This is a genomic window from Streptomyces sp. NPDC058637, assembly GCF_042717325.1.
Classification (GTDB): domain Bacteria; phylum Actinomycetota; class Actinomycetes; order Streptomycetales; family Streptomycetaceae; genus Streptomyces.
Window position 1 is genome coordinate 67,472 of the sequence record NZ_JBHXRD010000027.1, and the last position, 22,829, is coordinate 90,300.

19 protein-coding genes and 1 pseudogene are annotated in these 22,829 nt (G+C 72.4%); 7 read left to right on the forward strand and 13 right to left on the reverse strand.

Features of this window, described 5'->3' with window-relative positions; translation table 11 throughout:
• The first annotated feature begins 6 nt into the window (after positions 1-6).
• Positions 7-636, forward strand: a complete 630-nt coding sequence (locus tag ACFWVP_RS25340; RefSeq protein WP_384499958.1) for a hypothetical protein — start codon at positions 7-9, stop codon at positions 634-636.
• Positions 637-1,098: 462 nt separating this feature from the next.
• On the opposite strand, the gene ACFWVP_RS25345 is transcribed toward ACFWVP_RS25340, so the two are convergent.
• Complete coding sequence (locus tag ACFWVP_RS25345; protein WP_384499960.1) at positions 1,099-1,830, reverse strand: hypothetical protein; 732 nt, start codon at positions 1,828-1,830, stop codon at positions 1,099-1,101.
• A 151-nt stretch (positions 1,831-1,981) separates the two neighbouring features.
• Between ACFWVP_RS25345 and ACFWVP_RS25350 the strand changes: the two genes are divergently transcribed.
• Complete coding sequence (locus ACFWVP_RS25350; protein WP_384499962.1) at positions 1,982-2,605, forward strand: hypothetical protein; 624 nt, start codon at positions 1,982-1,984, stop codon at positions 2,603-2,605.
• A 30-nt stretch (positions 2,606-2,635) separates the two neighbouring features.
• Here the strand turns inward: ACFWVP_RS25350 and ACFWVP_RS25355 are convergent, their stop codons facing one another.
• Complete coding sequence (locus ACFWVP_RS25355) at positions 2,636-3,298, reverse strand: formylglycine-generating enzyme family protein (protein WP_384500024.1); 663 nt, start codon at positions 3,296-3,298, stop codon at positions 2,636-2,638.
• A 304-nt stretch (positions 3,299-3,602) separates the two neighbouring features.
• Between ACFWVP_RS25355 and ACFWVP_RS25360 the strand changes: the two genes are divergently transcribed.
• Positions 3,603-4,562, forward strand: a complete 960-nt coding sequence (locus tag ACFWVP_RS25360) for an alpha/beta hydrolase family protein (RefSeq protein WP_384499964.1) — start codon at positions 3,603-3,605, stop codon at positions 4,560-4,562.
• Between the two features lie 21 nt (positions 4,563-4,583).
• Here the strand turns inward: ACFWVP_RS25360 and ACFWVP_RS25365 are convergent, their stop codons facing one another.
• From ACFWVP_RS25365 to ACFWVP_RS25395, 7 genes are all read right to left on the reverse strand, one after another.
• Positions 4,584-4,802 carry a DUF6059 family protein gene (locus ACFWVP_RS25365; protein ID WP_384499966.1) on the reverse strand — a complete coding sequence of 73 codons (219 nt, stop codon included), beginning with the start codon at positions 4,800-4,802 and terminating at the stop codon, positions 4,584-4,586.
• The gene (locus ACFWVP_RS25370; protein WP_384499968.1) at positions 4,799-6,583 is read right to left on the reverse strand and encodes an acyltransferase domain-containing protein; all 1,785 of its coding nucleotides are present in this window, start codon (positions 6,581-6,583) and stop codon (positions 4,799-4,801) included. The genes ACFWVP_RS25365 and ACFWVP_RS25370 overlap by 4 nt, the downstream gene beginning before the upstream one ends.
• Positions 6,584-6,701: 118 nt before the next feature.
• On the reverse strand, positions 6,702-6,968 hold the full coding sequence (locus ACFWVP_RS25375) for an acyl carrier protein (RefSeq protein WP_384499970.1): 267 nt from the start codon (positions 6,966-6,968) through the stop codon (positions 6,702-6,704).
• Positions 6,969-7,069: 101 nt separating this feature from the next.
• Positions 7,070-8,281 carry a ketosynthase chain-length factor gene (locus tag ACFWVP_RS25380; RefSeq protein ID WP_384499972.1) on the reverse strand — a complete coding sequence of 404 codons (1,212 nt, stop codon included), beginning with the start codon at positions 8,279-8,281 and terminating at the stop codon, positions 7,070-7,072.
• Positions 8,278-9,543, reverse strand: a complete 1,266-nt coding sequence (locus ACFWVP_RS25385) for a beta-ketoacyl-[acyl-carrier-protein] synthase family protein (protein ID WP_384499974.1) — start codon at positions 9,541-9,543, stop codon at positions 8,278-8,280. The genes ACFWVP_RS25380 and ACFWVP_RS25385 overlap by 4 nt, the downstream gene beginning before the upstream one ends.
• A 267-nt stretch (positions 9,544-9,810) precedes the next feature.
• Positions 9,811-11,400, reverse strand: coding sequence for an acyl-CoA carboxylase subunit beta (locus ACFWVP_RS25390; protein WP_384499976.1), 1,590 nt, complete (start codon positions 11,398-11,400; stop codon positions 9,811-9,813).
• A gap of 99 nt (positions 11,401-11,499) precedes the next feature.
• Positions 11,500-12,294 carry a BTAD domain-containing putative transcriptional regulator gene (locus tag ACFWVP_RS25395; protein ID WP_384499978.1) on the reverse strand — a complete coding sequence of 265 codons (795 nt, stop codon included), beginning with the start codon at positions 12,292-12,294 and terminating at the stop codon, positions 11,500-11,502.
• A 249-nt stretch (positions 12,295-12,543) separates the two neighbouring features.
• Here ACFWVP_RS25395 and ACFWVP_RS25400 point away from each other — a divergent pair, with 249 nt between their 5' ends.
• The 4 genes from ACFWVP_RS25400 to ACFWVP_RS25415 all read left to right on the forward strand — a co-directional run bounded on the left by ACFWVP_RS25400 (position 12,544) and on the right by ACFWVP_RS25415 (position 17,239).
• Complete coding sequence (locus ACFWVP_RS25400; RefSeq protein ID WP_384499980.1) at positions 12,544-12,885, forward strand: hypothetical protein; 342 nt, start codon at positions 12,544-12,546, stop codon at positions 12,883-12,885.
• 32 nt (positions 12,886-12,917) lie between these two features.
• Positions 12,918-15,152 (forward strand): TOMM precursor leader peptide-binding protein, encoded by a 2,235-nt coding sequence (locus ACFWVP_RS25405; RefSeq protein ID WP_384499982.1) that lies wholly within the window; start codon positions 12,918-12,920, stop codon positions 15,150-15,152.
• 162 nt (positions 15,153-15,314) lie between these two features.
• Positions 15,315-16,547, forward strand: coding sequence for a sensor histidine kinase (locus tag ACFWVP_RS25410; RefSeq protein WP_384499983.1), 1,233 nt, complete (start codon positions 15,315-15,317; stop codon positions 16,545-16,547).
• A gap of 77 nt (positions 16,548-16,624) precedes the next feature.
• Positions 16,625-17,239, forward strand: coding sequence for a DNA-binding response regulator (locus ACFWVP_RS25415; RefSeq protein WP_057573620.1), 615 nt, complete (start codon positions 16,625-16,627; stop codon positions 17,237-17,239).
• 111 nt (positions 17,240-17,350) lie between these two features.
• Here the strand turns inward: ACFWVP_RS25415 and ACFWVP_RS25420 are convergent.
• The 4 genes and pseudogenes from ACFWVP_RS25420 to ACFWVP_RS25435 form a co-directional block, all read right to left on the reverse strand.
• Positions 17,351-17,947, reverse strand: a pseudogene (locus ACFWVP_RS25420) (4'-phosphopantetheinyl transferase family protein); the annotation flags it as partial.
• A gap of 109 nt (positions 17,948-18,056) precedes the next feature.
• Positions 18,057-19,337 (reverse strand): acyltransferase domain-containing protein, encoded by a 1,281-nt coding sequence (locus ACFWVP_RS25425; protein WP_384499985.1) that lies wholly within the window; start codon positions 19,335-19,337, stop codon positions 18,057-18,059.
• An 11-nt stretch (positions 19,338-19,348) separates the two neighbouring features.
• Positions 19,349-21,070 carry an acyl-CoA dehydrogenase gene (locus ACFWVP_RS25430; protein ID WP_384499987.1) on the reverse strand — a complete coding sequence of 574 codons (1,722 nt, stop codon included), beginning with the start codon at positions 21,068-21,070 and terminating at the stop codon, positions 19,349-19,351.
• The gene (locus ACFWVP_RS25435; protein ID WP_384499989.1) at positions 21,067-22,815 is read right to left on the reverse strand and encodes a fatty acyl-AMP ligase; all 1,749 of its coding nucleotides are present in this window, start codon (positions 22,813-22,815) and stop codon (positions 21,067-21,069) included. Before ACFWVP_RS25435 ends, ACFWVP_RS25430 begins: the two co-directional genes overlap by 4 nt.
• Between the last annotated feature and the right edge of the window lie 14 nt (positions 22,816-22,829).

Here is a 22,829-nt window from a genome sequence, read left to right on the forward strand (position 1 = left end):
GGACCGATGAAGAGCTTCAGCAAGATCGCTGCCGGCGAGCCGCCCGTACGCCGCCGTCGCATGCCTGTCGCCGTCGTCGTCCTGTCGGTGCTTCTCGCCTGCGCCGCTGCCACCATCGGTGTGGTCTCCTGCGTCACGGAGAAGGTCTCCTCGGACTTGCTGGACAAGGAGATGACCTGCTGCTGGGAAGACGGAGCCACGCCTGCCTGGATGAGCGACCGGATGGGCATCCGCATTCCGGCCACGGCATCGGACCGTCGGGCGGGGTACAAGGTCGGGGAGCGCTACGACACCGGTCTGCTGTCCTTCGTCCTCCCGGCCGACGATGCGGAGACGTATACCGGCCGGCTCATCGAGGACGGCACCAAGATGATCGACAACTCTCATCCCGAGCCGAAGGACTACCGTCCCGCGGCTGCCTTCGATCACCTCGGACTGCCCGAACCGGAGACGTTCGTCAAAGGGCTGCGGAAGACCAGCCTGTGCCCGGACGACCTCGCGACCCCGGAGGGCGAGTACCTCCAGCGCTGTGTCGACCTCTTCGCCCACGAGTTCACACCCGGCACCACGCGGATCTACGTCCGGGCGACCATCGAGCCGTCCGTGACGCCCCCTCCGGCGAGCGACGCTCCGTAACACTGCCGGGTTCTGGACGTGGCGGAGCCCGGGAGTCGTATCCAGCTCCCGGGCCCCTGGGGATGCCACCCAATTGCGCTTGCCAGCGGCGTTTAAGAGTGCGGATCAGTCGTCAGACCGTCGCGTTCTTCCATTGAACTACCGCGCCGTGAAGAGGTGCAGGCCGGATTCGAACCAGCATTCAACGGTGTTCGTCCGTACTCGGTCGATCTGGCAGTCGGTGGCGATACTGAAGCTTGAGCGAGAGTCTGAGTGTGATCGCGGCTGCCTCTGCCATGTTGGGCCACCCCGGCCTGTGGTGCCGGGGGAAGGACTCGAACCTTCACCTTTACCGCGTCTTCAGGCTGAACGTCAGTTTCAGCTTGCGCTCGTCACCCGGACCGGACCTCAACCGGCCGCGTGATGTCACGCACCCCCACGGCTTCGCGTGGGGGCGACTTGGGATGCTACCCGTGTCCGGTACTAGCCGAACAGGTAGCCGAACACCGCGTCGCCGACCCGCCGGTCGGTGACCTCGGCACCATTAGCCTCCTCGCGGGCGAACTTGACCGCGTGCTGCAGCTTCTCGACACGATCCAGCAGCTCGTTCACCCGCCTCGCCGGAAGCGATCCGGAGAACTTCACGGTCGTCCAGTACCCGATCGGCACGTCCTCGTAGTACACGTCGACCTGCGCCGGGTGCTTGTCGGTCGCCTCGGCCTTGACGTGGTTGCGGGGGACCTTCTTCGTACGGATCGTGCGTACCGGGTCGGTCTTCCACCAGTCCGTGGACGGGTCGAGCGACCAGGACTCGGAGGCGTCGAGCACGGGGAGCTTCTTGACGAAGGTGTGCAGGTCGGTGAGCTGCTTCTCCAGGAAGAGGAGGTAGCTGACCGGCACCTCGCCGACGATCACCCGTCCGTCGACGGTGACGTCCGCGCGGGCGGAACAGTTGGCCCAGTCCTTGGTGGCGGTCACGTCGAACAGCCGGGTCAGTGACGCGGACATCTCACGCAGTACGTCCTCGGCCTTGACCTGGACGCGCGTGGACTCGGGCGGCAGCTGCTCGCCCTCCTCGTCCTTCGGCTGGTACGTACGCGAGATGCCGGCCAGCTGTACGGGCTTCTGCACCTGGTGGTGAGCCGCGGTGATGTCCTGGAGCGACTTGCTCTTGACACCCTTTTCCACGGCGATGATCTGGTTGAGCTTCGCCACTTCGCCCCCCTTCGGACGACAGGAACGTACCTCACGGGACGTCGAACCCCCGTACGGTTTTCCACCGTTGCCCGCGCGCACCGCGCTCTGTCGCCGGGTGCGGATCGGCGTCATGATGGCGCGGTCGGTCGGGTGGCTCGAGGGGGATGTCATGGCGGGAGCAGGCGCGCGCGTGGTCGTGCGGCCGGACAACGCGGTCTATCGCAAGCGGCTGGCGCTGTACGGGGTGGTCGGTGTGCCGGCCCTCTGTTCGCTGGGGGCCCTGCTGATCGGCGAGTTCGGCATCGGGTGGCTGGTCCCCAGCCTCGTGCTGATCGTGCTGCCCGTGGTGGTGGTCCTCGTCATGACGGCGTTGCGATCCTCACTGGCCCGGGTCGCGGTCGTCGAGGACGAACTGCGGGTCGACAACGCGTTCGGGGTCTCCGTCTACCGCGTGCCGGTGGAGTTCCTGACCGGACTGCACCCCGTCACCCTCGGCGTCGGTCCCCTCACCCCGACGCCGGGGCGCATGGTCATCACCTCGGACGTGGCCCGCCCCTTCGTGCTCGACATGCGGCCCTGGCAGCGGGCCGACACGGAACGGCTCGCGCGACGGCTGCGGGGCATACCGTTCACCGACTCCCCGGCCTCGTCGCCCAAGGAGCTGCGGACCGCGTTCCCCGGTGTCCGGCTGCCGTGGTGGCACGCGCATCCGTGGGGTGTCGTGGTCCTGCACACGGCCCTCGTCGTCGGCTACTTCCTGGCGGTCTCCGCGCTGATGGGGCCTTCCGACTGACCTGAGGGCACAGGACGGGTCCGGCCCGCCTCAGTCCGCCGTCGGCCCGAGCGGACCTCGGGCCAGCCGGAGGCCCAGGTCGTCGATGGCGAACGTGGGGTGGCTCCGGCGGCGTACGGTGGCGCCGCAGCCGCGTTCCGACTCGGCCCAGCCGCCGCCCCGGAAGATCCGGTAGGAGCCGTAGACCTCCTCGTCGTAGACGTCCCAGCACCACTCCCAGACGTTGCCCAGCATGTCGTGCAGCCCCCAGGCGTTGGGCGACTTGGAGCCGACGTCGTGGGCCCGGCCCTGGGAGTTGCCGTCGTACCAGGCGATGGCGTCGATCTCCCCGTACCGGTATCCGGTGGTCCCCGCCTTGCAGGCGTACTGCCATTCGGCCTCGGTCGGCAGGCGGTAGCCGTCGGACGTCCGGTCCCAGGTCACCTCGCCCGTCCGCGCGTCACGGGAGTAGGCGGGGCGCAGGCCGGCCCCTGCCGAGAACCGGTCGCACAGGTCGACGGCGTCCAGCCAGCTGATGTTCGTGAGGGGTGAGGCTCCGCTCGCGGTGGGGGCCGCGTCCGATCCCGTGAGCGCGCGGTGCAGTTGGTTGGTGACGGGGTGCCTGCCGAGCAGGAACGGCTCGACGTCCGCCTGCCATCGGGTGCCCCGGCGGTCGTCGCGCAGGTCCACCGTGCCGCCCGGGATCCGGACCATCCGGGCGGCGATCTGGTCATCGGTGAGCGGGTGCACGCGGGGGCCTCTCCGTCCGGGGCGGCCGGCCGGCAGCCCGGGTGCCCACGATACGGCGGGGAGCACGGGCCACCGGTGGACTCCGGCCGATGCGGCGGGCTCGGCGGAGGGCACCGTGCGCTCGTCCCAACAGCCGTTGACAAAACGGAACAGCGCTCCGTATCTTTAGCGGAGCAACGTTCCGCTTTGGTTTCGGCCCGAGCGGGCCGCTGCCGGCCGCCGGCCGGACAGGACCGGTGGTCATGGCCGTCGAAGGGACAGACACACCATGAGTGAATCCATCGACACCGCGAGCCTCCTCGGCCCGCCCGCCCCGGTCCTCTCCGTCGGTCCGGTCGTGCTGCCGGCGCCCGGCCGGGCCGTGGACCTGGAGATGCGGGTGTCCGCGCCCATGACGGGAAGCGACCTGCCGGTCGTCCTCCTGTCGCACGGCCAGGGCTACTCGAACCACCTCTCCTCGATGAACGGCTACGCGCCGCTCGCCGACTTCTGGGCGGCGCACGGCTTCGTCGTGATCCGGCCCACCCATCTGAGCTCGCGGACCCTGAGCCTCGATCCCGCCACCCCCGGCGCGCCTCTGTTCTGGCGGTCGCGGGCCGAGGACATGACGCGCGTCCTGGACGGGCTGGATCTGGTCGAGGCCGCCGTCCCGCAGCTGCGCGGGCGTCTGGACCGGGGCAGGGTCGCCGTGGCCGGGCACTCGATGGGCGGGCACACCGCGAGCCTGCTGCTGGGTGCCCGGCTCACCGATCCCGAGGACGGGACGGAGGTGGACCTGTCCGATCCCCGGATCGGGGCGGGTGTGCTGCTCGCCGCGCCCGGCCGGGGCGGTGACGCCCTCAACCGGTCCGCGGCGAAGAGCATGCCCTTCTTCCTGAGCACGGACTTCTCCGGGATGAGGACGCCCGCACTGGTGGTCGCCGGGGACAAGGACACCTCCACGCACCTGACGGTGTCGGGCCCGGACTGGCACGCCGATCCGTACGTCCTCTCGCCCGGCCCCAAGTCCCTGCTCACCCTGTTCGACGCGGAGCACGGGCTCGGCGGGATCTCCGGCTACGACGTCGCCGAGACCACGGACGAGAACCCCGGGCGGGTGTCCGCGGTCCAGGGGCTCACCTGGGCGTACCTGCGTACGGCGTTCAGCCCCGGGGATCCGGCCTGGCAGGAGGCGCGGAACGCGCTGGCGGCCGGCCCCCGCCCGGTCGGACGGGTCGAGTCCAAGTAGGCGGGGCCGGCGCGAGGGATGTCAGGGCCACCGTCCCGTGAGCTGCCGCTGGAGCGCGGCCTCCCCCGGCGTCAGCGGTACGTCCGGGCGGAGCCGTTCCGGATGTCCCTCCGGCGGCCCGGTCGGGGGCTGGTCCGCCGGGGGCGGGGGCGGGCCCGTGACGGAGAGGCCGAGCCAGATCCAGCCCGCCGCCGTCAGCGACACGCGTATCTCGTGCAGGGCCCGCGCCACGTGTCTCACGCGAGCTGTGTCTGCGCCCGCGCGGGGACACGGGGTTCCGCCCCGGCAGCCTCCTCCTCGCTCCAGGTCCACAGCCGGGCCACCGCGTTCAGGTCCAGGTCGTGGCCCTCGGTCCAGATGCGGGCCGCCGCCGTGAGCACCGACTGACGGTCGGCCTCGGGGGTTCCCGCCCGTGCCGGGAGGACCGGGGTGACCGCGCCGGCGCCCAGGCGTACGGAGCGGTGCCGACGGGCGAAAGCGGTGAGCGTCTGACGGGGGCCCACCTCGACCAGCAGGACGTCGTCGGCGGCCAGGAGTTCGTCCAGGGCCTTGCGGAAGTAGACGGTGTCGGTGATCTGGCGGGCCCAGAAGCGGGGGCTGCGTGCTTCCTGAGGGCTCATCAGGGCTCCGGTGTAGCCGGAGTAGAGGGCCATCTTCGGCTCGCGCAGGGGGATATCGCGGTAGGCGACCTCGACCGCGTCGGAGGCGGGGGCCATGGCCGGCGAGTGGAAGGGGCTGGTGGCGGGGACCGTCACCACCGTGTGCCCGTCCGCCTTGAGCCGGGCGGCGACCTCGGTGAGCGGGTCCTTCGAACCGGCCAGCATCACCTGCTGGTTGGCGTTGACGGCCGCGACGGCGACATCGGCCGTCAGGTACGGGAGCACCTGCTCCTCGCTCGCGGCGACGGCGAGCATGCCGCCCGCCGGGATCTTCACGGCCTCCCGGACCCGGGCCAGCACCATCGCGACCGCGTCGCGCAGCGACACGACCCCGGCGAAGGTGGCCGCGACGAGCTCGCCGGCGCTGTGGCCGAGCAGGGCGGTCGGGCGGACGCCCCAGCTCAGGACGAGGCATCCCAGTGCGTAGTCGATGGCGAACAGGAGGGGCTGGGCGCGCCGTACGTCGTCGATGCCGATGGCGGCCCGTGCCGGGTCGAGCCAGTCGGCGCGGATGCGGGGGCCCTCCTCGCCCATGTGGGAGAGGGCCGCGTCGACGGCGGCGGTGAAGACGGGTTCGCGGCGGTAGAGGCCGGCCGCCATCCCCGCGTGCTGGGAGCCCTGGCCCGGGAAGAGCAGGGCGACGGGGCGGGGGCGCGAGGCGTCGGTGGCGCGGGCCTTGTGCACGGCCGGGGCGGCGAGCGCGGAGACGGTGACGGCCGCGCCGCGGATCGGGCCGGGGGCGGTGCCGCAGGGCACGGTGGCGGGCAGGGCGGGGAAGATCTCGCGGTGTACGCCGCTGAGCATCGGCAGGAGCTCGTCGCGTACCCGCATCTCGTCGTCCGCGTTCTGTCCCGACCAGCAGACCAGCCGGTGCCGGTCGGGGTCGGTGCCGCGCGGGCTGCCGGTCAGGGGGCGCAGCGGCGGGGTGGTGTCCTCGCCACCGGGCGTGGTGACGTCGAGCACGCCGAGCACCGCGTCGCCGTCCGCCACGGCTTCGGCGGCCCGCTTGACGGCGTACACGGTGATGGTCCGGGGGTCGGGTTCGCCGAAGCCGGCGACCAGGGCGAGGTCGGCGGTGCCTTCGTGGAGTTCCCGGTGGGCCTGGCGCAGGGCGCGGCCCGGTGTGTCCGCGGTGCGGACGGTGAAGCCTTCGTGCTCGGGCCCGACGCCGTCGAGGGTGTCCGCGCCGAGGAGCACGACGGTCCGGGCGGGCAGGTCCTCGGGAGGGCGGCCGAAGGCGCGCAGTACGGCCGATACGGCGGCGGCCGAGGCGACGACCGGTGCGGTGCTGCGGTGCTGCGGCGCGGAGCCGGGGCTGACGATCAGCCGGCGGACCACCGCACTCCGTTGCGTGAGCGACATGGTTCCTCCTCGTGGGCCGCGGCTCGGGCCCCCATCGATACGGATCGGTGTGGTGAGGCCGGTGACGGCCGCCCCGCCCACGGGGGGACGAGAAGCGGGGCGGCCGTGCGGGACCGGCTCAGGCCGCGGTGGCCCCGGAGTTGATGAGGGCGAGAAGGGCGCCGGGGGTCTCGGCGTCGACGACGGCGTCGTCCGGGATCTCGACGCCGTACTCGCGCTGGATCTGCCCGATGACCTGGAGCAGGGCGAGCGAGTCGTAGCCGAGCTCCATGAACGGGGTGTCGATGACGTCACCGTCGAGGTCGATGCCCTCCTCCTCGCCGGCGCTCTCGCGCAGCATGCGGGTCAGGTCGGCCAGGGTCACTGTGGCGGTCGTGGTGCTCATGGGCGGTGCCGTCCTCTCGGTTGGGCGTATGGATCGTTCCGGTGTGGCGGTGGTGCCGGTGGTTCGTGGGGGGGTGGAGCGTGTGGGGGGTGGGGTGCTGTTCAGCCGCGGCGTACGACGAGTGCCGCGTTGAAGCCGCCGTGGCCCCGGGCGAGGACCAGCGCGTGGCGCAGATTCGCCTCGCGTGCCTCGGTGACCAGGTCGATGGTGTGGCCGGGGTCCGGCGCGCCGACGTTGGCGGTCGGCGGGATGACTCCGTCGCGCAGCGAGAGCAGCGCGGTGGCCACGTCGAGGGCGGCACCGCCGGCGAGCAGGCGGCCCGTCATCGTCTTGGGAGCGGTGACGGGGACCCCGTGCGCGCCGAACAGCGCGGTGAGGGTCTGTGCCTCCGCCCGGTCCAGGTCGGGGACGCCGGCGGCGTCGGCGAAGACGACGTCGATGTCCCCGGCGGTGATCCCGGCGTCGGCGAGGGCGTTCTCGACGGCCCTGCGCAGGCCGGGCGGGCGGCCGGTGGAGGGTGCCGGGTCGAGGGTGGCGGCGTATCCGGCGATCTCGCCGTAGACCGTGGCGGCTCCGCGGGTGCGGGCCGACTCGGCGTCCTCGACGAGGAGGATCGCGCCGCCCTCGCCGGGTACGTACCCGCCCGCGTCCGGCGAGAAGGGCAGGTAGGCGCGGGCCGGGTCGTTCACGGTGCTCATCAGGCCGGAGGCGATCTGCGGGACCCAGCCCCAGGGGCAGATCGCGGCGTCGATGCCGCCGGAGATGACGGCCGGGAAGCCCTTGCGGATGTGGCGGCGGGCGTGGCCGAGGGAGTCGATGCCGCCGGCCTGTTCGGTGAGCAGGACGCCGCTGGGGCCGCGCAGCTTGTGCCGGATGGAGATCTGGCCGGTGTTGACGGCGTAGAACCAGGCGAAGGACTGGTAGGCGCTGACGTACTCCTTGCCCTTGCTCCAGAGGTTCTGCAGCTCCCGCTGGCCGAACTCGACGGCACCGCCGGACGCCGCGGTGACCACGCCGATGCCGTACTCGGGCATGTCGGTGGTGTCGATGCCCGCGTCGGCCAGTGCCCAGTCGGCCGCGGTCAGCGCGAGGCGCGTCATGTGGTCGGTCTGGGGCATCAGCCGGCTGGGGATGTGGTCCTCGGCGATGTAGTCGCCGACCTCCCCGGCGATCCGGGAGGGGTACTGGGTGGCGTCGAAGCGGGTGACGGGTCCGAGACCGGACTCGCCGGCCAGCGTGGCCTTCCAGTAGTCCTCGGTTCCCAGTCCGTTGGGGGCGGTGATGCCCAGGCCGGTCACCACTGCGGTGGTCATGAGGTGCTCCTCTCCGGGCGGGCCAGCACCATGGCGCTCTGGAATCCGCCGAATCCGCTGCCCACGCTGAGGACCACGTCGGTCTGCTTCTCGCGGGCGACCAGCGGGATGTAGTCGAGGTCGAGCTCGGGGTCGGGCTCGTGGAGGTTCGCGGTGGGCGGCAGGATGCCGTGCTCCATCGCGAGCGCGCAGGCGGCGATCTCCAGGGAGCCGATGGCGCCGAGGGAGTGCCCGATCATCGACTTGATGGAGCTGATCGGGGTGCGGTACGCGTGGTCCCCGAGGCTGCGCTTGAAGGCGCCGGTCTCGTGGCGGTCGTTCATCTTGGTGCCGGAGCCGTGGGCGTTGATGTAGTCGATGGTGTCCGGTGCGAGGCGGGCCTCGGCCAGGGCGACGTCGATGGCCTCCGCCATCTCCAGGCCCTCCGGCTTGAGACCGGTCATGTGGTAGGCGTTGCAGCGGGAGGCGAAGCCGGCGATCTCGGCGTAGATGTGGGCGCCGCGCCGCCGGGCGCTCTCCAGCTCCTCCAGTACGAGGATGGCCGCGCCCTCGCCGAGGACGAGTCCGCTGCGGGTCCGGTCGAAGGGCCGGCAGGAGCTCTCCGGGGTGTCGTTGCGGGGGGTGGTGGCGTGGATGGCGTCGAAGCAGGCCGAGGTGATGGGCGAGATCGGGGCCTCGGTGGCACCGGCGATCATGATGTCGGTGGTGCCCTCGCGGATGAGTTCCACGGCGTGGCCCAGCGAGTCGAGACCGGAGGTGCATCCGGTGGAGACGACCGCGGCGGGTCCCTCCGCCCCTGCCGCCAGGCCGACTTCGGCGGCGATGGAGCTGGGGACGAAGTGCCGGTAGAGCTCGGGTACGGCGTATTCGTGGTCCACGTTCCACTTGCGGCCGCCGTCGCTGACGACCGCGTACTCGCGCTCCAGGCTGGTGGTGCAGCCGACCGCGCTGCCCACGGCCGTGCCGACCCTGCCGGGGTCGAGGGCGGAGAGGTCGAGGCCGCTGTCGGCCAGGGCCTCCCGGGTGGAGACCACCGCGAACTGGGCGGCCCGGTCGAGGCGGCGGATCTCCTGGTGGGAGAGGCCGGCGGCCAGGGCGTCGAAGTCGCACTCGGCGGCGACCTGCGAACGGAACGGTGAGGGGTCGTAGAAGGAGATCCTGCGGGTGGCGGTGCGTCCCGCCGTGAGCAGGTTCCAGTACTCCTTGACACCGACCCCACCGGGGGCCACGACGCCCAGGCCGGTGATGGCGACTCTGCGCATGGTCTACCTGGCCTTCGACGGGGCCGGATGCGGCTGGGCGCACCTGCCGGTTGGCATTGTGGGGGTCACTGTCGATCCCTTCGTCCGTATCACTGCTGGGTCGTGAGTCGGTATCGGCGGCCGGAGGGTGTCCGGGGTGTGGACCCCTCCGGCCGGCCGGACCGGTCGGCCGCACGCTCGTAACGAGCCGCCGCTTCCGGTGAAGCTATGGAACGTCCGCGCCCTAGACCCGGACTCGCGTTCGCGTGGACCTGCCCTTTTGACCGATTACGTAGGGACATTTCCGTGCTTACGAGACGGCACTTCGGCACGCTTGGAGCGCAGCATGGCCAGCGACCGGATCAGGATGCGGCGGGTTTCCGCGGGCTCGACGACGTCGTCGACGAGCCCGCGCTCGGCCGCGTAGTAGGGGTGCATGAGCTCGGTCCGGTACTCGTCGATCCGCCGGGCGCGGACCGCCTCCGGGTCGTCGGACGCGGCGATCTCTCGGCGGAAGATGACGTTGGCGGCGCCCTCGGCACCCATCACGGCGATCTCGTTGGTGGGCCAGGCGAACGCCAGGTCGGCTCCGATGGAGCGGGAGTCCATGACGATGTAGGCGCCGCCGTACGCCTTGCGCAGGACGAGTGAGATCCGGGGCACGGTCGCGTTGCAGTACGCGTAGAGGAGCTTGGCCCCGTGCCGGATGATGCCGTTGTGCTCCTGGTCGACGCCGGGCAGGAAGCCGGGGACGTCGACGAGGGTGACGAGCGGGATGTTGAAGGAGTCGCACGTGGAGACGAAGCGCGCGGCCTTCTCACTGGCGTGGATGTCGAGCACCCCGGCGAGGGCGGCCGGCTGGTTGGCCACGATGCCCACCGGGTGGCCGTCGAGGCGGGCGAGCGCGCACACGATGTTGGGCGCCCACGCCTCGTGGACCTCGAAGGTCTCCCCGTCGTCGACGATCTCCTCGATCACCGCGCGGATGTCGTAGCTGCGCCCCGGGTCGGCCGGCACCAGGTCGGCGAGGGCTTCGGTGAGCCGGTCCGCCGGGTCGTCGCAGGGCACCGAGGGCGGCATCTCGCGGTTGTTGGACGGCAGCAGCGCGATGAGGAACCGCACGTCCTCCAGGCACTCGGCCTCGTCGTCGTAGGCGAAGTGGCAGACGCCGGAGGTGGTGGCGTGGACGTCGGCGCCGCCCAGGCCGTTGTGGGTGATCTTCTCGCCGGTCACCGCCTGCACGACGTCGGGCCCGGTGATGAACATCTGCGCCGTGTCCCGGACCATGAAGACGTAGTCCGTGAGGGCCGGGGAGTACGCGGCGCCGCCCGCGCACGGGCCCAGCATCACGCTGATCTGCGGGATGACCCCGGAGGCTGCGACGTTGCGGCGGAAGATCCCGCCGTAGCCCGCGAGCGCGGTGACGCCTTCCTGGATGCGGGCGCCCGCCCCGTCGTTGAGGCTGACCAGCGGGGCGCCGGCGTCCGCCGCCAGGTCCATCACCTTGTGCACCTTCTCGGCGTGCGCCTCGCCGAGCGCTCCGGCGAAGACCCGGAAGTCGTGCGCGTAGGCGAACACCGTGCGGCCGTGGACCAGGCCCCAGCCGATCACGACACCGTCGCCGTGCGGCTTGCGCTCCTCCAGGCCGAAGCCGGAGGCCCGGTGCCTGCGCAGCGGCTCGATCTCCGTGAACGTCCCGTCGTCGAAGAGGAGTTCCAGCCGCTCGTGCGCGGTGAGCTTGTTCTTGTCGTGCTGCCGCCGGGTGGCCGCCGGATCGGGTCCGCGGCTCACCTCCTCCTTGAGCCGTCGCAGTTCCGCGGCGGCGCGTCGGAGGTCGGGGGCGGCCTGGGTGACCGTGAGGTCGTCGAGGATCGTCATCGGCCGAACGTAGGAACGGCGGCTAGAGACAAACTGGAGAACGTGCCGCGGCGCGTACCCCGACGGGTGCCGGGGACGGCACCGACGGCCGGCCCCGTGTCAGCCGGAGGCCGGGACCTGCAGGTCCAGTGCCGGGTCGGCGGAGAGCACGGCATGGTGGAGGCGCTGGAGCCGGGCCGAGGGTTCCAGCCCCAGCTCGTCGACGAGCGTCCCCCGCAGACGCTGGTACGCCTCCAGTGCCCGCCAGGCGCCGCCGGAGCGGTGCAGCGCGGTCATGAGCTGGGCGCAGAAGTTCTCGTGCATGGGGTGCCTGGCGACCAGGACCCGCAGTTCCGGCACGATCCCGGTGTGCCGGCCGAGGATGAGGTCGGCGTCGATGCGCCGCTCCAGGGCCGCCATCCGGTCCTCCTCCATGCGGAGCACCTCCAGCTCCAGCACGGTGCCGATGCGTACGTCGACGAGTGCGGAGCCCTGCCACATCTTGAGGGAGCGGCCCAGCAGTTCGGATGCCGCGAGGTGGTCGCCCGCCTCGTGCGCGGCGCGGCCCGACGCGGTGAGCTGCGTGAACTCGTGGGCGTCGACCTGGCCGGGCTGCACCTGGAGCAGGTAGCCGCCGTGCTGGGTGATCAGGACGTCCTTGGCCTGACGGGCCGGGTCGCCGTCGAGGGCCGCCGCGATCTTGCGGCGGAGCTGGAGGATGTAGGTCTGCAGCGTGGTGGCCGCGCTGCGCGGGATGTCCTCGCCCCAGATCTCCTCCATCAGGGTCGCCACGGTCACGACCCGGTCGGAGTGCAGGGCGAGCAGGGACAGGATCTGGCGCGGCTTGGCCGCGGTGGGTACGACGGACACCCCGTTCTCACGGGCCGTCAGTGGTCCCAGGACTTTGATCTCCATAATGGCGCCCTCCCCTTCATGCGCTGTGAGGCCGGCCCGACACCGGGTCGGCACAGGCTCTGGAGTCTGAGGCGAGCCTCGCACCGGCGGCGTTCGAGTCCCAGTGAGGTGGTCATGAGCGCGCACATGAAAATGTCATGCCCCAGTGGTGAGCCCGGCACTGGGCCCGGCCCCGTGGCACGTCGCAGAATCCTGGCACTCGGTGCAACGAACTCGAACTCGTACCAACCGACCCGGGAGGGAATCCTCATGACCGTCACGACGCACACGCAGCTCGCCCACCAGGAAAACGGCAGCGTCGCCGCCCCGAAGTCCCGCGACCACCGCTTCGCCCTGCTGACCGCCCGTGCCGGTCTGGAGCCCGACCTGGCCCAGCGTTACACGAGCGATCCGGTCTCGGTCCTCGCCGAGTTCGGACTCGCGGCGACCGAACCCGTGTACGGGGACCTGTTCGTGAGCGCCCCCGGTGCCAAGGGTGCCGTCGGCCTGGTCATCGACGAGCTCGACCGCCCCGGCGCCACCACGCTCTACGGCTGCTACAGCGGCATGACGCCGCTGCCCGGGGAAGAGGCGCCGGCGGCCCGTGCGTGATCACTTCCCGGGGGACGGGCAGCGAGCTGCCGGTGGGATTCAAGAGACATCTGCGGGTCGAGGCGATCGAGGGCGACGCCGTCTACCTGCTGTCCGAGCGGGGGACGACCGCGCTGCAGGGCCGTGAGGTCCAGGAGCTGGCGGCCCTGCTGGACGGCACCCGGACCCTGACCTGTGTGCTGGAGGAGGCGACGGGGTCGCTGACCCCGGCCACCGCGGCCCGGATGATCGCCGAGCTGGCGAAGGCCGATCTGATCGGCTACCACGACCCGGCCGCCGACGCCCCGACGGAGGCGTACTGGGAGTGCGCCGGCCTCGACGGGCCCAGCGCCACCGCGTCGTTGCTGACGACGGAGGTGGAGCTGGTCGTGCTGGGCCGGGTGGACGCCGCCGCGGCCCGGGCGGAGTGCGAGGCCGCCGGGCTGCGGCTGACGGCGGGCCCCGGGGAGCCGGCGGCGCTCGCCCTCGTCCTGTGCGACGACTACCTCGACCCGCGACTGGCGGAGATCGACGCCCGCCACCGCGCGGCGGGCCGGCCCTGGCTGCTGGCCAAGCCGTGGGGTGCGGAGACCTGGGTGGGGCCGGTGTTCGGGGACGCCGACGGCCCCTGCTGGGAGTGTCTGGCGCACCGGTTACGCGGGCACCGCGCCTCCCGGTCCCCGGTGATGCACGCCCTGGGTCTGGCGGGCACGGTGCAGGTCCCCGAGGCCTCGCTCGCGACCGTACGGGCCATGGGGCTGCACACCGCGGTGCTGGAGACGTCGAAGTGGGTGGCGGGCCTGCGCTACGAGGGCCAGGGGGCCGTGTGCACGCTGGACTCCCGCACCCTGCGCACCCGGCGGCATCCGGTGCGGCGGCGCCCGCAGTGCGCCGCGTGCGGGGATCCCGGGCTCGTCGCGGAGCAGGTGCGCCGCCCCTTCGTCCCGCGGTCCAGCCCCAAGACGCACACGGTGGGCGGCAACCACCGGACCGGCAGCGCGGCGGCGGTCCTGGAGCGCTACCGGCACCTGGCCGACCCGGTCACCGGAATCGTGTCGGAGCTGCGTCCCGCGCCCGGCTCCCCGGAGGGTCTGAACCGGTACGTGGCCGGGCGCAACATGGCTCTGGGGGACAGCCGTTCGCTGGCCGGACTGCGCGGCGGGCTGCGGGGCCAGAGCGGGGGCAAGGGGACCACTCCGCAGGAGGCCGAGGTCGGCGCGCTGTGCGAGGCGCTGGAACGGTACTGCGGAACCCGCCAGGGGGACGAGCCCACCGTGCGCGACACCCTCACGGGGCTCGGCCCGGCCGCCCTGCACCCCAACGACTGCCAGCTGTTCGCCGACCGGCAGTTCCGTGAGCGGGACGGGTGGAACGCCCGGAACTCCCGCTTCCAGCAGGTACCCCCGCCGTTCGACCCGCAGGCGCCGGCCGACTGGACGCCCGTGTGGTCCCTCACCACGGGCACGCACCGGCTGCTCCCCACCTCGATGCTGTACTTCGGCGCCGGGCCGGGCGGTGTGCCCACCGCGCCCTGGGCCGATTCCAACGGCAACGCGGCGGGCAGCAGCCCGGAGGACGCCGTCGTCCAGGGCTTCCTGGAGGTGGTGGAGCGGGACGCGGTCGCCCTGTGGTGGTACAACCGCACCCGTCAGCCCGCGGTCGACCTGGACGCCTTCGACGAACCGTGGCTGGCGCGGACCCGGACGGCGTACGCGCGGCTGCACCGCGACCTGTGGGTGCTCGACCTCACCGCGGACTTCGGCATTCCGGTCATGGCCGCGCTGTCCCGGCGCACCGACGGGGGCGCCCAGGGCATCTCCTTCGGATTCGGGGCGCACTTCGACCCGCGGCTGGCCCTGCGCCGGGCGGTGACGGAAATGGCTCAACTGCTCCCCCCGGACGAGGACTCGCCCGACCTCCACTCCGCGGATCCCGGCCTCGCGGACTGGTGGCGCACAGGGACGGTGGATAACCAGCCATACCTGCGTCCGGATCCAGCCGAAAGTCCGCGTACTCCGGGGCACTATTCGTATACCGCCCGGAACGATCTGCGGGACGATGTGGAGACGGCGGACTCATTGGTACGTGCCCATGGAATGGAGTTGCTGGTCCTCGACCAGACCCGCCCCGACGTGGGACTTCCCGTAGTCAAAGTGATCGTTCCGGGAATGCGGCACTTCTGGGCCCGATTCGCCCCCGGCCGGCTCTTCGACGTACCGGTGCTGCTGGGACGTCACGCGCGTCCTGTCCGGTACGAAGAAATCAACCCCGTACCACTCTTCGTCTGAATCAGGTCGCCCTCGGGAACCAGTGGCTGACGGCTGACCGGACGACATAGCATGCGGTCCGCCACTACTGGTCCTGGCAAGGAGGCGGCAGTGCCGACGAGTCGTGATGGCGGGAAAGCACCCTTGGACCAAGGGTCGACGACCGGGGGGTCCGTCACGGAGATGTCGTACGCGCACAGGGGGAAGCCGGAGACCACGTCCTTGGGCACCTCGTTCTCACCGCGTTCACAGCCGCCGGCGCCGCTGCTCGCCCGGGCGGTGATCCTCGTGGCACTCACCTGCTACGGCACGATGACGATCCTGAACGTCGTCAGGACCAGGCCGAACACCATGCAGCTCGTCGCGTGCGTCGTGCTCGTCGTCGCGGTGTACGGCGTCCAGGTGGCGGTCTCCTCGGGCGGGGCGCGGCGCTGGTCGACCGGCTGGAAGGCCGGGGCGCTGGCTGTCCAGGCGGTGCTCACCTTCGCACCGCTCGTGTGGTTCGGGACCAACTGGGGCAGCATGCAGGGCCCGCTCGCCGCCTCCCTGCTGCTCACGCTGCCGGCACGGTACGCGTGGCCCTCCTACGGACTGCTCATCGCGTTCATCCCGGTCTACAACCTGCGTGCCGGGGCGTCGGTCGACCTGGTCCTCTACTTCACCATCGCGGGGATCCTGACCGGTCTCGTCATCTACGGCCTGACCCGCCTGACGGACCTGGTGCACGAGGTGCACTCGACCAGGGAGGAACTGGCGAGGATGGCGGTCACGCAGGAACGGCTGCGGTTCGCCCGCGATCTCCACGACCTGCTCGGGTACAGCCTCTCGGCGATCGCCCTCAAGGGCGAGCTGGTCCAACGGCTCATCAGCAGCCGCCCGGACAAGGCCCGTGAGGAGACCGCCTCGCTGCTCCAGGTGGCACGCCAGGCGCTGTCGGACGTACGGCTGGTGTCCAGCGGGTACCGGGACATGTCGCTGTCCGAGGAGGCCGAGTCGGCGGGAACCGTGCTCGCGGCGGCCGACGTGCGTGCCGAGGTGGACGTGGCGTGCGGACGGCTGCATCCGGTGGTCGACACCGTCCTCGCCACGGCGCTCCGGGAAGGGGTCACCAACATCCTCCGGCACAGCGGCGTACGGGTCTGCTCCATCAAGGCCGAGACGGACGGAGAAACGGTCCGGCTCGGTCTGACCAACGATCACCCGTACGAGCTGCCCGACGTCTTCACCGCGCGGAACGGCGGAAGCGGCCTGGACAACCTGCGCATCCGTTTCGCCGCCATAGGCGGCGGTCTCAGCGCGGGGCTGGGCGGGGACGGCAGGTTCCACCTGGAGGTGTGGGCACCGACCAGACCCCAGAACCACGACAGCGGGTCACCGGTCGCGGGGCCGGGCCCGGAGAGAACCGCCGTGGCCTAGCACCGGTCCGAACGAGAGGCCCTGGGCCGGCCTACGGCCCGATCGAAGTGAGCCACATCATCCGACCGGGGGTAACGATGCTGTCTGTGAGAATCCTCCTCGCCGAGGACGTCCACATGATCCGTGGCGCGCTGGTCGCACTGCTCCAACTGGAACCGGATCTGCACGTGGTGGCCGCGGTGGACCGCGGCGACACGATCGTGCCGACCGCGCTGACGTCCAGACCCGACGTGGCGGTGATAGACATCGACCTCCCAGGGATCGACGGTCTCACCGCCGCGGCCGAACTCCACGAGCAGCTGCCCAGCTGCCGCACCCTGATCCTCACCAGTCTCGGGCGTCCCGGCACCCTGCGGCGCGCCCTGTCCGCGCACGTCTCGGGCTTCCTGCTCAAGGACTCACCGCCGGACCAGCTGGCCCTGGCCGTACGGTCGGTGGCCACCGGGCGCCGGGTCGTCGACCCGCAGCTCGCGCTGACCGCCTGGGACTCGCCCGAGAATCCGCTGTCGCCGCGCGAGCTGGAGGTCCTACGGCTCGCGGCCCGCGGTGCCGACGCCGCCGAGATCGCCGGCTGCCTCTACCTGTCGAAGGGCACGGTGCGCAACTACCTCACCGCCATCGTCGGCAAGCTCGGGGCCCGCAACCGCATCGACGCCATCCGGATCGCCGAGGACGCCGGCTGGCTCCCCTGACGCCCCGGGCGCGCCCAGCAGGGTGTCGAGCATCCCGGCGTCCAGGGTCGTCGCCACCGACAGGTCGGACAGCTCACCGAACCCGGTGTCGCACACCGCGACGCTCACGACGTAGCCGTCACCGGCCGCGAAGGTCGCGAACTGCCACTCGCCGCCCGGCACGGGGGAGCCGTCCGGCCTGGCCAGCCGCGTGACACCGTCCTCGGTCGAGAAGCCGAACCCGGTGAAACGGAATCGCAGCCCCTGGCCGAGCGCCTTGCTGTACGCCTCCTTGAGGGTCCACAGCCGCACCATCGCGTCGTTGCGCACGCCGTCGCCGCCCGCGTCCAGCAGCGCCCTCTCGTACGGGGTGCAGGCCTGGCTCTCCGAGCCGGTGTGCGCGAGCTGCCGGTCGGCCCGCTCCACGTCCACCCCGATGCGGCCCCGGCGGGTGATGCCGACGACCATCATCTCCTCGGTGTGGCTGAGGCTGATGTCGATCTGGTCGCAGCCGCGCACATAGGGCCTGCCGCCCGGCTGGTAGGCGAGGTCGACCAGTTCCGGGGCGGTGTGCAGGACGGCGGCGGCGGCGTGCCGCAGCAACAGCCGGGACGCCACGAAGCGTTCGCGCATCCGGGGCTGGGTGAGCTTCTCGTAGCGCTGCCAGTCCCGGCCCAGCCGGCGGCGCAGCTCCGCGTCCGTGCCGCCGGCCGGCAACCAGGCGGGCATCGTCCCGTGGATCAGGGCGGTGCCGGTGTGCAGCAGTTGCGCGTGGACGGCGTCCCAGGGGCCGCCGGGTCCGGCGGCGTGCAGCGGCCGCCCGATCCGGGCCCGCACGTCAGGCACCGCCGTCACGCGCGCCGCTGCCCCGCACTCCGGGGAAGGCGGCCGTCAGCGGTCCCGCGTCCAGTGCGGAGATCACCCCCGCCAGGTCGACGGCGTCACTCCGCGGGCCCCGGCAGACCGGCAGGCAGACGGGACCCCGCCGGCCGCCGCCGATCCGCCGCAGGTAGGGGGTGAGCACGGGCCGCGGCCCGATCTCGACGACGTGGGTGGGGGCCTGCTGCGCCAGCAGGCAGCGGGCGGCGTCGGCGAACCGGACGGGTGAGGTGATCTGTTCGGCCCAGTACGGGCCGTAGAGGGGCTCGGTGGCGAGCCGGCCGTACAGGGTCGAGTAGAACGGCAGCCGGGCGGCGGCGCCGGGCAGCCGGCGCAGACAGGCCTCGAACTCGCTCACCATGGGCCGCATCAGCGGGGAGTGGAAGGCGTGGGTCACGGTCAGGTACCGGCAGCGTACGTCCCGTTCCGCGAGCCGGGCCTCGACGCGCTCCAGTGCGGCACGGTCGCCGGAGAGCACGACCGACTTGGCGGCGTTGACGGCGCTGATGCCCACGTCCGGTTCGGCGGCGACGAGTTCGGCCGCCTCGTACGGTGTGACGCAGGCGGCCATCATCGCGCCGCCCGCCGGCAGGGCCTGCATGAGGGCGCCGCGCGTCGCCACCAGTCGTGCCGCGTCGTCGAGGGTGAGCGCGCCGGCGACGGTCGCGGCGGCGAACTCCCCGATGCCGTGGCCGAGCACCGCCACCGGCTGGACGCCCGCCTCCTGGAGGGTCCGCGCCAGGGCGTAGCCGACGGCGAACAGGGCGGGCTGGGCGAGCGCGGTGCGGTGGACGCTCGGGTCGTCATCGAGGATCAGCCCGGCGACGGACTGCCGGGTGAAGGGCAGCAGTGCCGCGTCGGCCTCCTCCAGGAAGGTGCGGTAGCCGGTGGAGTGCCGGTGGAGGCCCGCGGTCATGCCGGGGTGCTGGGAGCCCTGGCCGGTGAAGACGAAGGCCGCCCGGATCCGTCCGGCGCCGTGCCGGGAGTCCCGCATCGCCAGGAAGTCGGCGAGTTCACGCACGGTGGGGTACGCCCGGATGTCCTCGGGCTCGACGAGCGTGCCGAACTCGTCCTCCATGTCCCCGTAGAGGCTGAGTGCGGCCACCGAGTCGAGCCCTTCCTCGTCCAGCCGTGCCGTGTCCGGTACAGGCCGGCCGAGGTAGTGGGCGACCCGCTCACGCAGCCATTCCCGGTGGGCCACGGCGAAGTCGTCCTCGGCTGAGCTCGGGTGTTCCTGCATGATTCGGCTCCTCAGGCGAGCGGCGAGCTGTAGAGGTCGTAGCTGCGGCGGTTGTGCAGTCGGGCGACGGCCTCGTCCAGCACCTGCCGCTCGCAGACGCCGGGCCGGTCCGGCAGGGGCAGGCCGAGCCGTCTCGCGAGCCGGTAGAGGACGGCGGTGGCCCAGGCCGGGTCGGCGAGGAACGCGTCGGTGGTGCCGGCGGGTGCGGACTGCTGCTCGCGCCACACCCCGAGGCAGGCGGCCGCGGCGAGGACGAGGGTGTAGCGGTCCGCGAGGCCGAAGCTGTGCGGACTCGACAGCGCCTCCCGGTCGCCCTGCGGTATCGCCTCGAACGCCTTCTTGAGTTCGGCGAGTTCACCGGTGAGCGACCTGGCGAGGAAGCGCAGCGCGTGACCGGCAGGGCCGGGCGGCCCGGCCGATTCCAGCTGGTCGGTGCAGGCGACGAGGGTCGCGGCCAGCGGATCGCCGTCGCCGAGCAGCGCGGGCAGGGTCAGGTCCAGCGGGGGCAGCGGCTCGTGCGGCCGGAACAGTCCGGGCGGCGGTTCGGGGTCGGCGAACCAGGCGTGCCGGGCGAAGTAGGGCAGCTGCGGCAGGATGCTCACCTGCCGGCCGGCGCTGCCCGCGTGCCCCAGCGAGGTGACCGGGAGGTCGCGGCGCTGCTTCTGGAACATGCCGTACGCCCCGTCCAGGGCAAACGTTTCCTCGCCCAGGACCGCCGACATCTCGTCCATGCTCTCGGTGACGAGCCGGGGCGCCAGGTAGGCGGCCGCCGCCGCGTAGGCGCTCATCTGCCGGGGCAGCAGGTGCAGCGCCCGTGTCGCGACGAGGGCGAGGCAGTCGATGAGCAGCAGGTCCAGGAAGCCGCCGGTCAGCACGTCGCGCACGTGCTGCACGTCCAGGGAGGACCGGCCGTCGGCGCGGGTGCGGACGGCGAACCTGGTCACGGTGCGCAGGGCGGTGTCGGCCCCGGCTAGCACGATGGACGGGATGAGTCCGCGGATGAGCAGCGAGGAGCGCAACGACAGTTCGTAGCCGTCCCCGGGCGCGCCGAGCACGGCGCTGTCGGGGACGTGGCACCCGGTGATCCGCAGGCCGCCGAATTCGGTGCTGCGCATGCCGTTGGTGGTGCGCCGGGCCAGGTCCTCGACGCGGTCCGCGGGCAGTTCGTCACGGTCCAGGAGCAGCACGGTGTGGCTGCGGCCACCGGCGGCCCCGGTGCGGGCGAAGACCACCAGGCCGGTGGCGCGGGAGGCGTTGGCGATCGCCGACTTGCTGCCGTCGAGCAGGAGCCCGCCGGGGACGGGCGCGGCGGTGAACTCGTCGCGGACGAAGTCGTTGCCGTGGGCGACCTCGTGCCGGGCGACGGCGATCCTGCGGCCGTTCAGGAGCAGCCGGGCGGCCTGCCGTCGCTGGGCGCCGTTGCCCGCGGTCCACACGGGGGTGGCGGCGAAGAAGCAGTTGAGCCCGTAGCCGAAGCCGAGTGAGGCGTCCCGGCGGAAGACGGGGCGCAGGATCCGTCCGAGCAGGTCCATCCGTTCCAGCCGGCCGCCGAGGCCCGCGGGGACGAACTCCGCGTTGAGGTCGAACTCGTCGAGGACCTTCTCGGCGTCGGGCAGCACCTCTCCGGCCGCGTCGGCGGCGAGCAGGGCCTCGGCGCCGAGCGGGTTCGTGGGGTCGTCGAAGGGACCGAACGCCCGCTCCAGGGCGTCGATGCGCTCCTCGGCGGGTGTCATCGTGCCCGCCCGGCCGCGAGCAGCCGTTCGACGTCGGCGTCGAGCCGCTGGTGCAGGGGGGTGAGCTCGCCGCGCAGGAAGAGGCGGCGCATCGCGGCCCGTTCCACCTTGCCGCTGGTCGTCCTGCGGACCGTGCCGGGGCGTACGAGCAGCACGCCCGCGTTCACCTCGTACTCCTGGCCGAGGCGCTGCTGGACGGCGGTGGCGAGGGCGGCCAGGTCGATGTCGTAGCGGCTGCGGGCGCGCAGCTCCTGGACGATGACGATCCGTTCGCGGGAGTCGGGCACGGCGAAGGCGGTGGCGGCGCCGAACAGTCCGCTGACCTGCTGGACGGTGCGTTCCAGGTCCTGCGGGTAGAGGTTGCGCCCGGCGAAGATGATCATGTCTTTGATGCGGCCGGTGACGTACAGCAGGCCGTCGTCGAGGGCGCCGAGGTCACCGGTGCGCAGATATCCGGGGCCGCCGCCCTCGATGCGGCAGCCGAAGGACGCGGCGGTCTCCGCGGGGCGGCCTCGGTAGCCGGGGCCGATGCTCTCGCCGCGGACCCAGATCTCGCCGATGTGGCCGTCGGGCAGCTCCCGGCGGGTCTCGGGGTCCACGATGCGTACCTCGGCCGACGCGGGCGGGCCGCAGTGGGCGAGGACCCGGCCGGTGCCCTCGGGCGCGGGCAGCAGCCGGCCGGCCTCCAGGGCGGCGGCGTCCACGGTGCGCGACGCGGCGGCGGGCGCCGTACGGGTGCCGGAGACGAGCAGGGTCGCCTCGGCCAGGCCGTAGCAGGGTGCCAGTGCCCCGGGGCGCAGTCCGGCGGGCGCGAAGCGCTCGGCGAAGGCGGTGAGGGTGGCGGCGTCCACGGGTTCGCCGCCGCTGACGGCGACCTCCCAGCCGGACAGGTCCAGGGCGGCGATCTGGGAGTCGTTGATCCGGCGGACGCACAGCTCGTACGCGAAGTCCGGGGCCCCGCTGACGGTCAGGCCGTAGCGCGAGACGGTCTCCAGCCAGTTCGCCGGCCGTTTGACGAACGCGGCCGGGGACATCAGGACGGCGGTGCCGCCCAGCCACAGGGCGTGCAGCAGCTGACCCGCCAGGCCCATGTCGTGGTGGAGGGGCAGCCAGCCGCCCATCCGGATGCCGGGGCGGGTGCCGAGCGCCTCCTGGATGGCGCGCTGGTTGGCGAGCAGGCTGCGGTGGGTGACGACCACACCGCGGGGGTCGCGGGTGGAGCCGGAGGTGTACTGGAGGTACACGGGCTCGTCCGGCTCCGCCGTGTGCGGTTCGGGCTCCTCCTGTGCGGCACCCGCCGGGGCGGGCCCGTCCGCGAGCAGGCAGACGACGTCGCCGTGGCCGGTCCGGGCGAGCAGCTGCGAGGCCTCGGCCGCCTCGGCGACGGAGGTGATCAGGCAGGCGGCCGCGGCGTCCTTGACGATCCTGGCGATGCGGTCGTCGTGGTGGCCCCGGCCACCGGGCGGCGCCACGGGTACGGCGACGGCACCGGCGTACAGGCAGGCGAGGAAACCGGTGACGAACAGGGCCCGCGAGCCCGGCGCGATCAGTACCCGGTCCCCCGGCCGTACGTGCCGGCCGAGCCGTCCGGCCAGGGTGCGCGCGGCCCGGTCGAGTTCCGCGTACGTGATCGTCTCCGGCAGCAGCCGGCCGTCCCGTTCGGCGAGGAGGATCAGCGCTTCCCGGTCCGGTGTCTCGGCGGCCCGGGCCTGGATGTGTGCGGTGAGCGTCCGGTGTCCTGTCATGCCTCCCCCTCGCA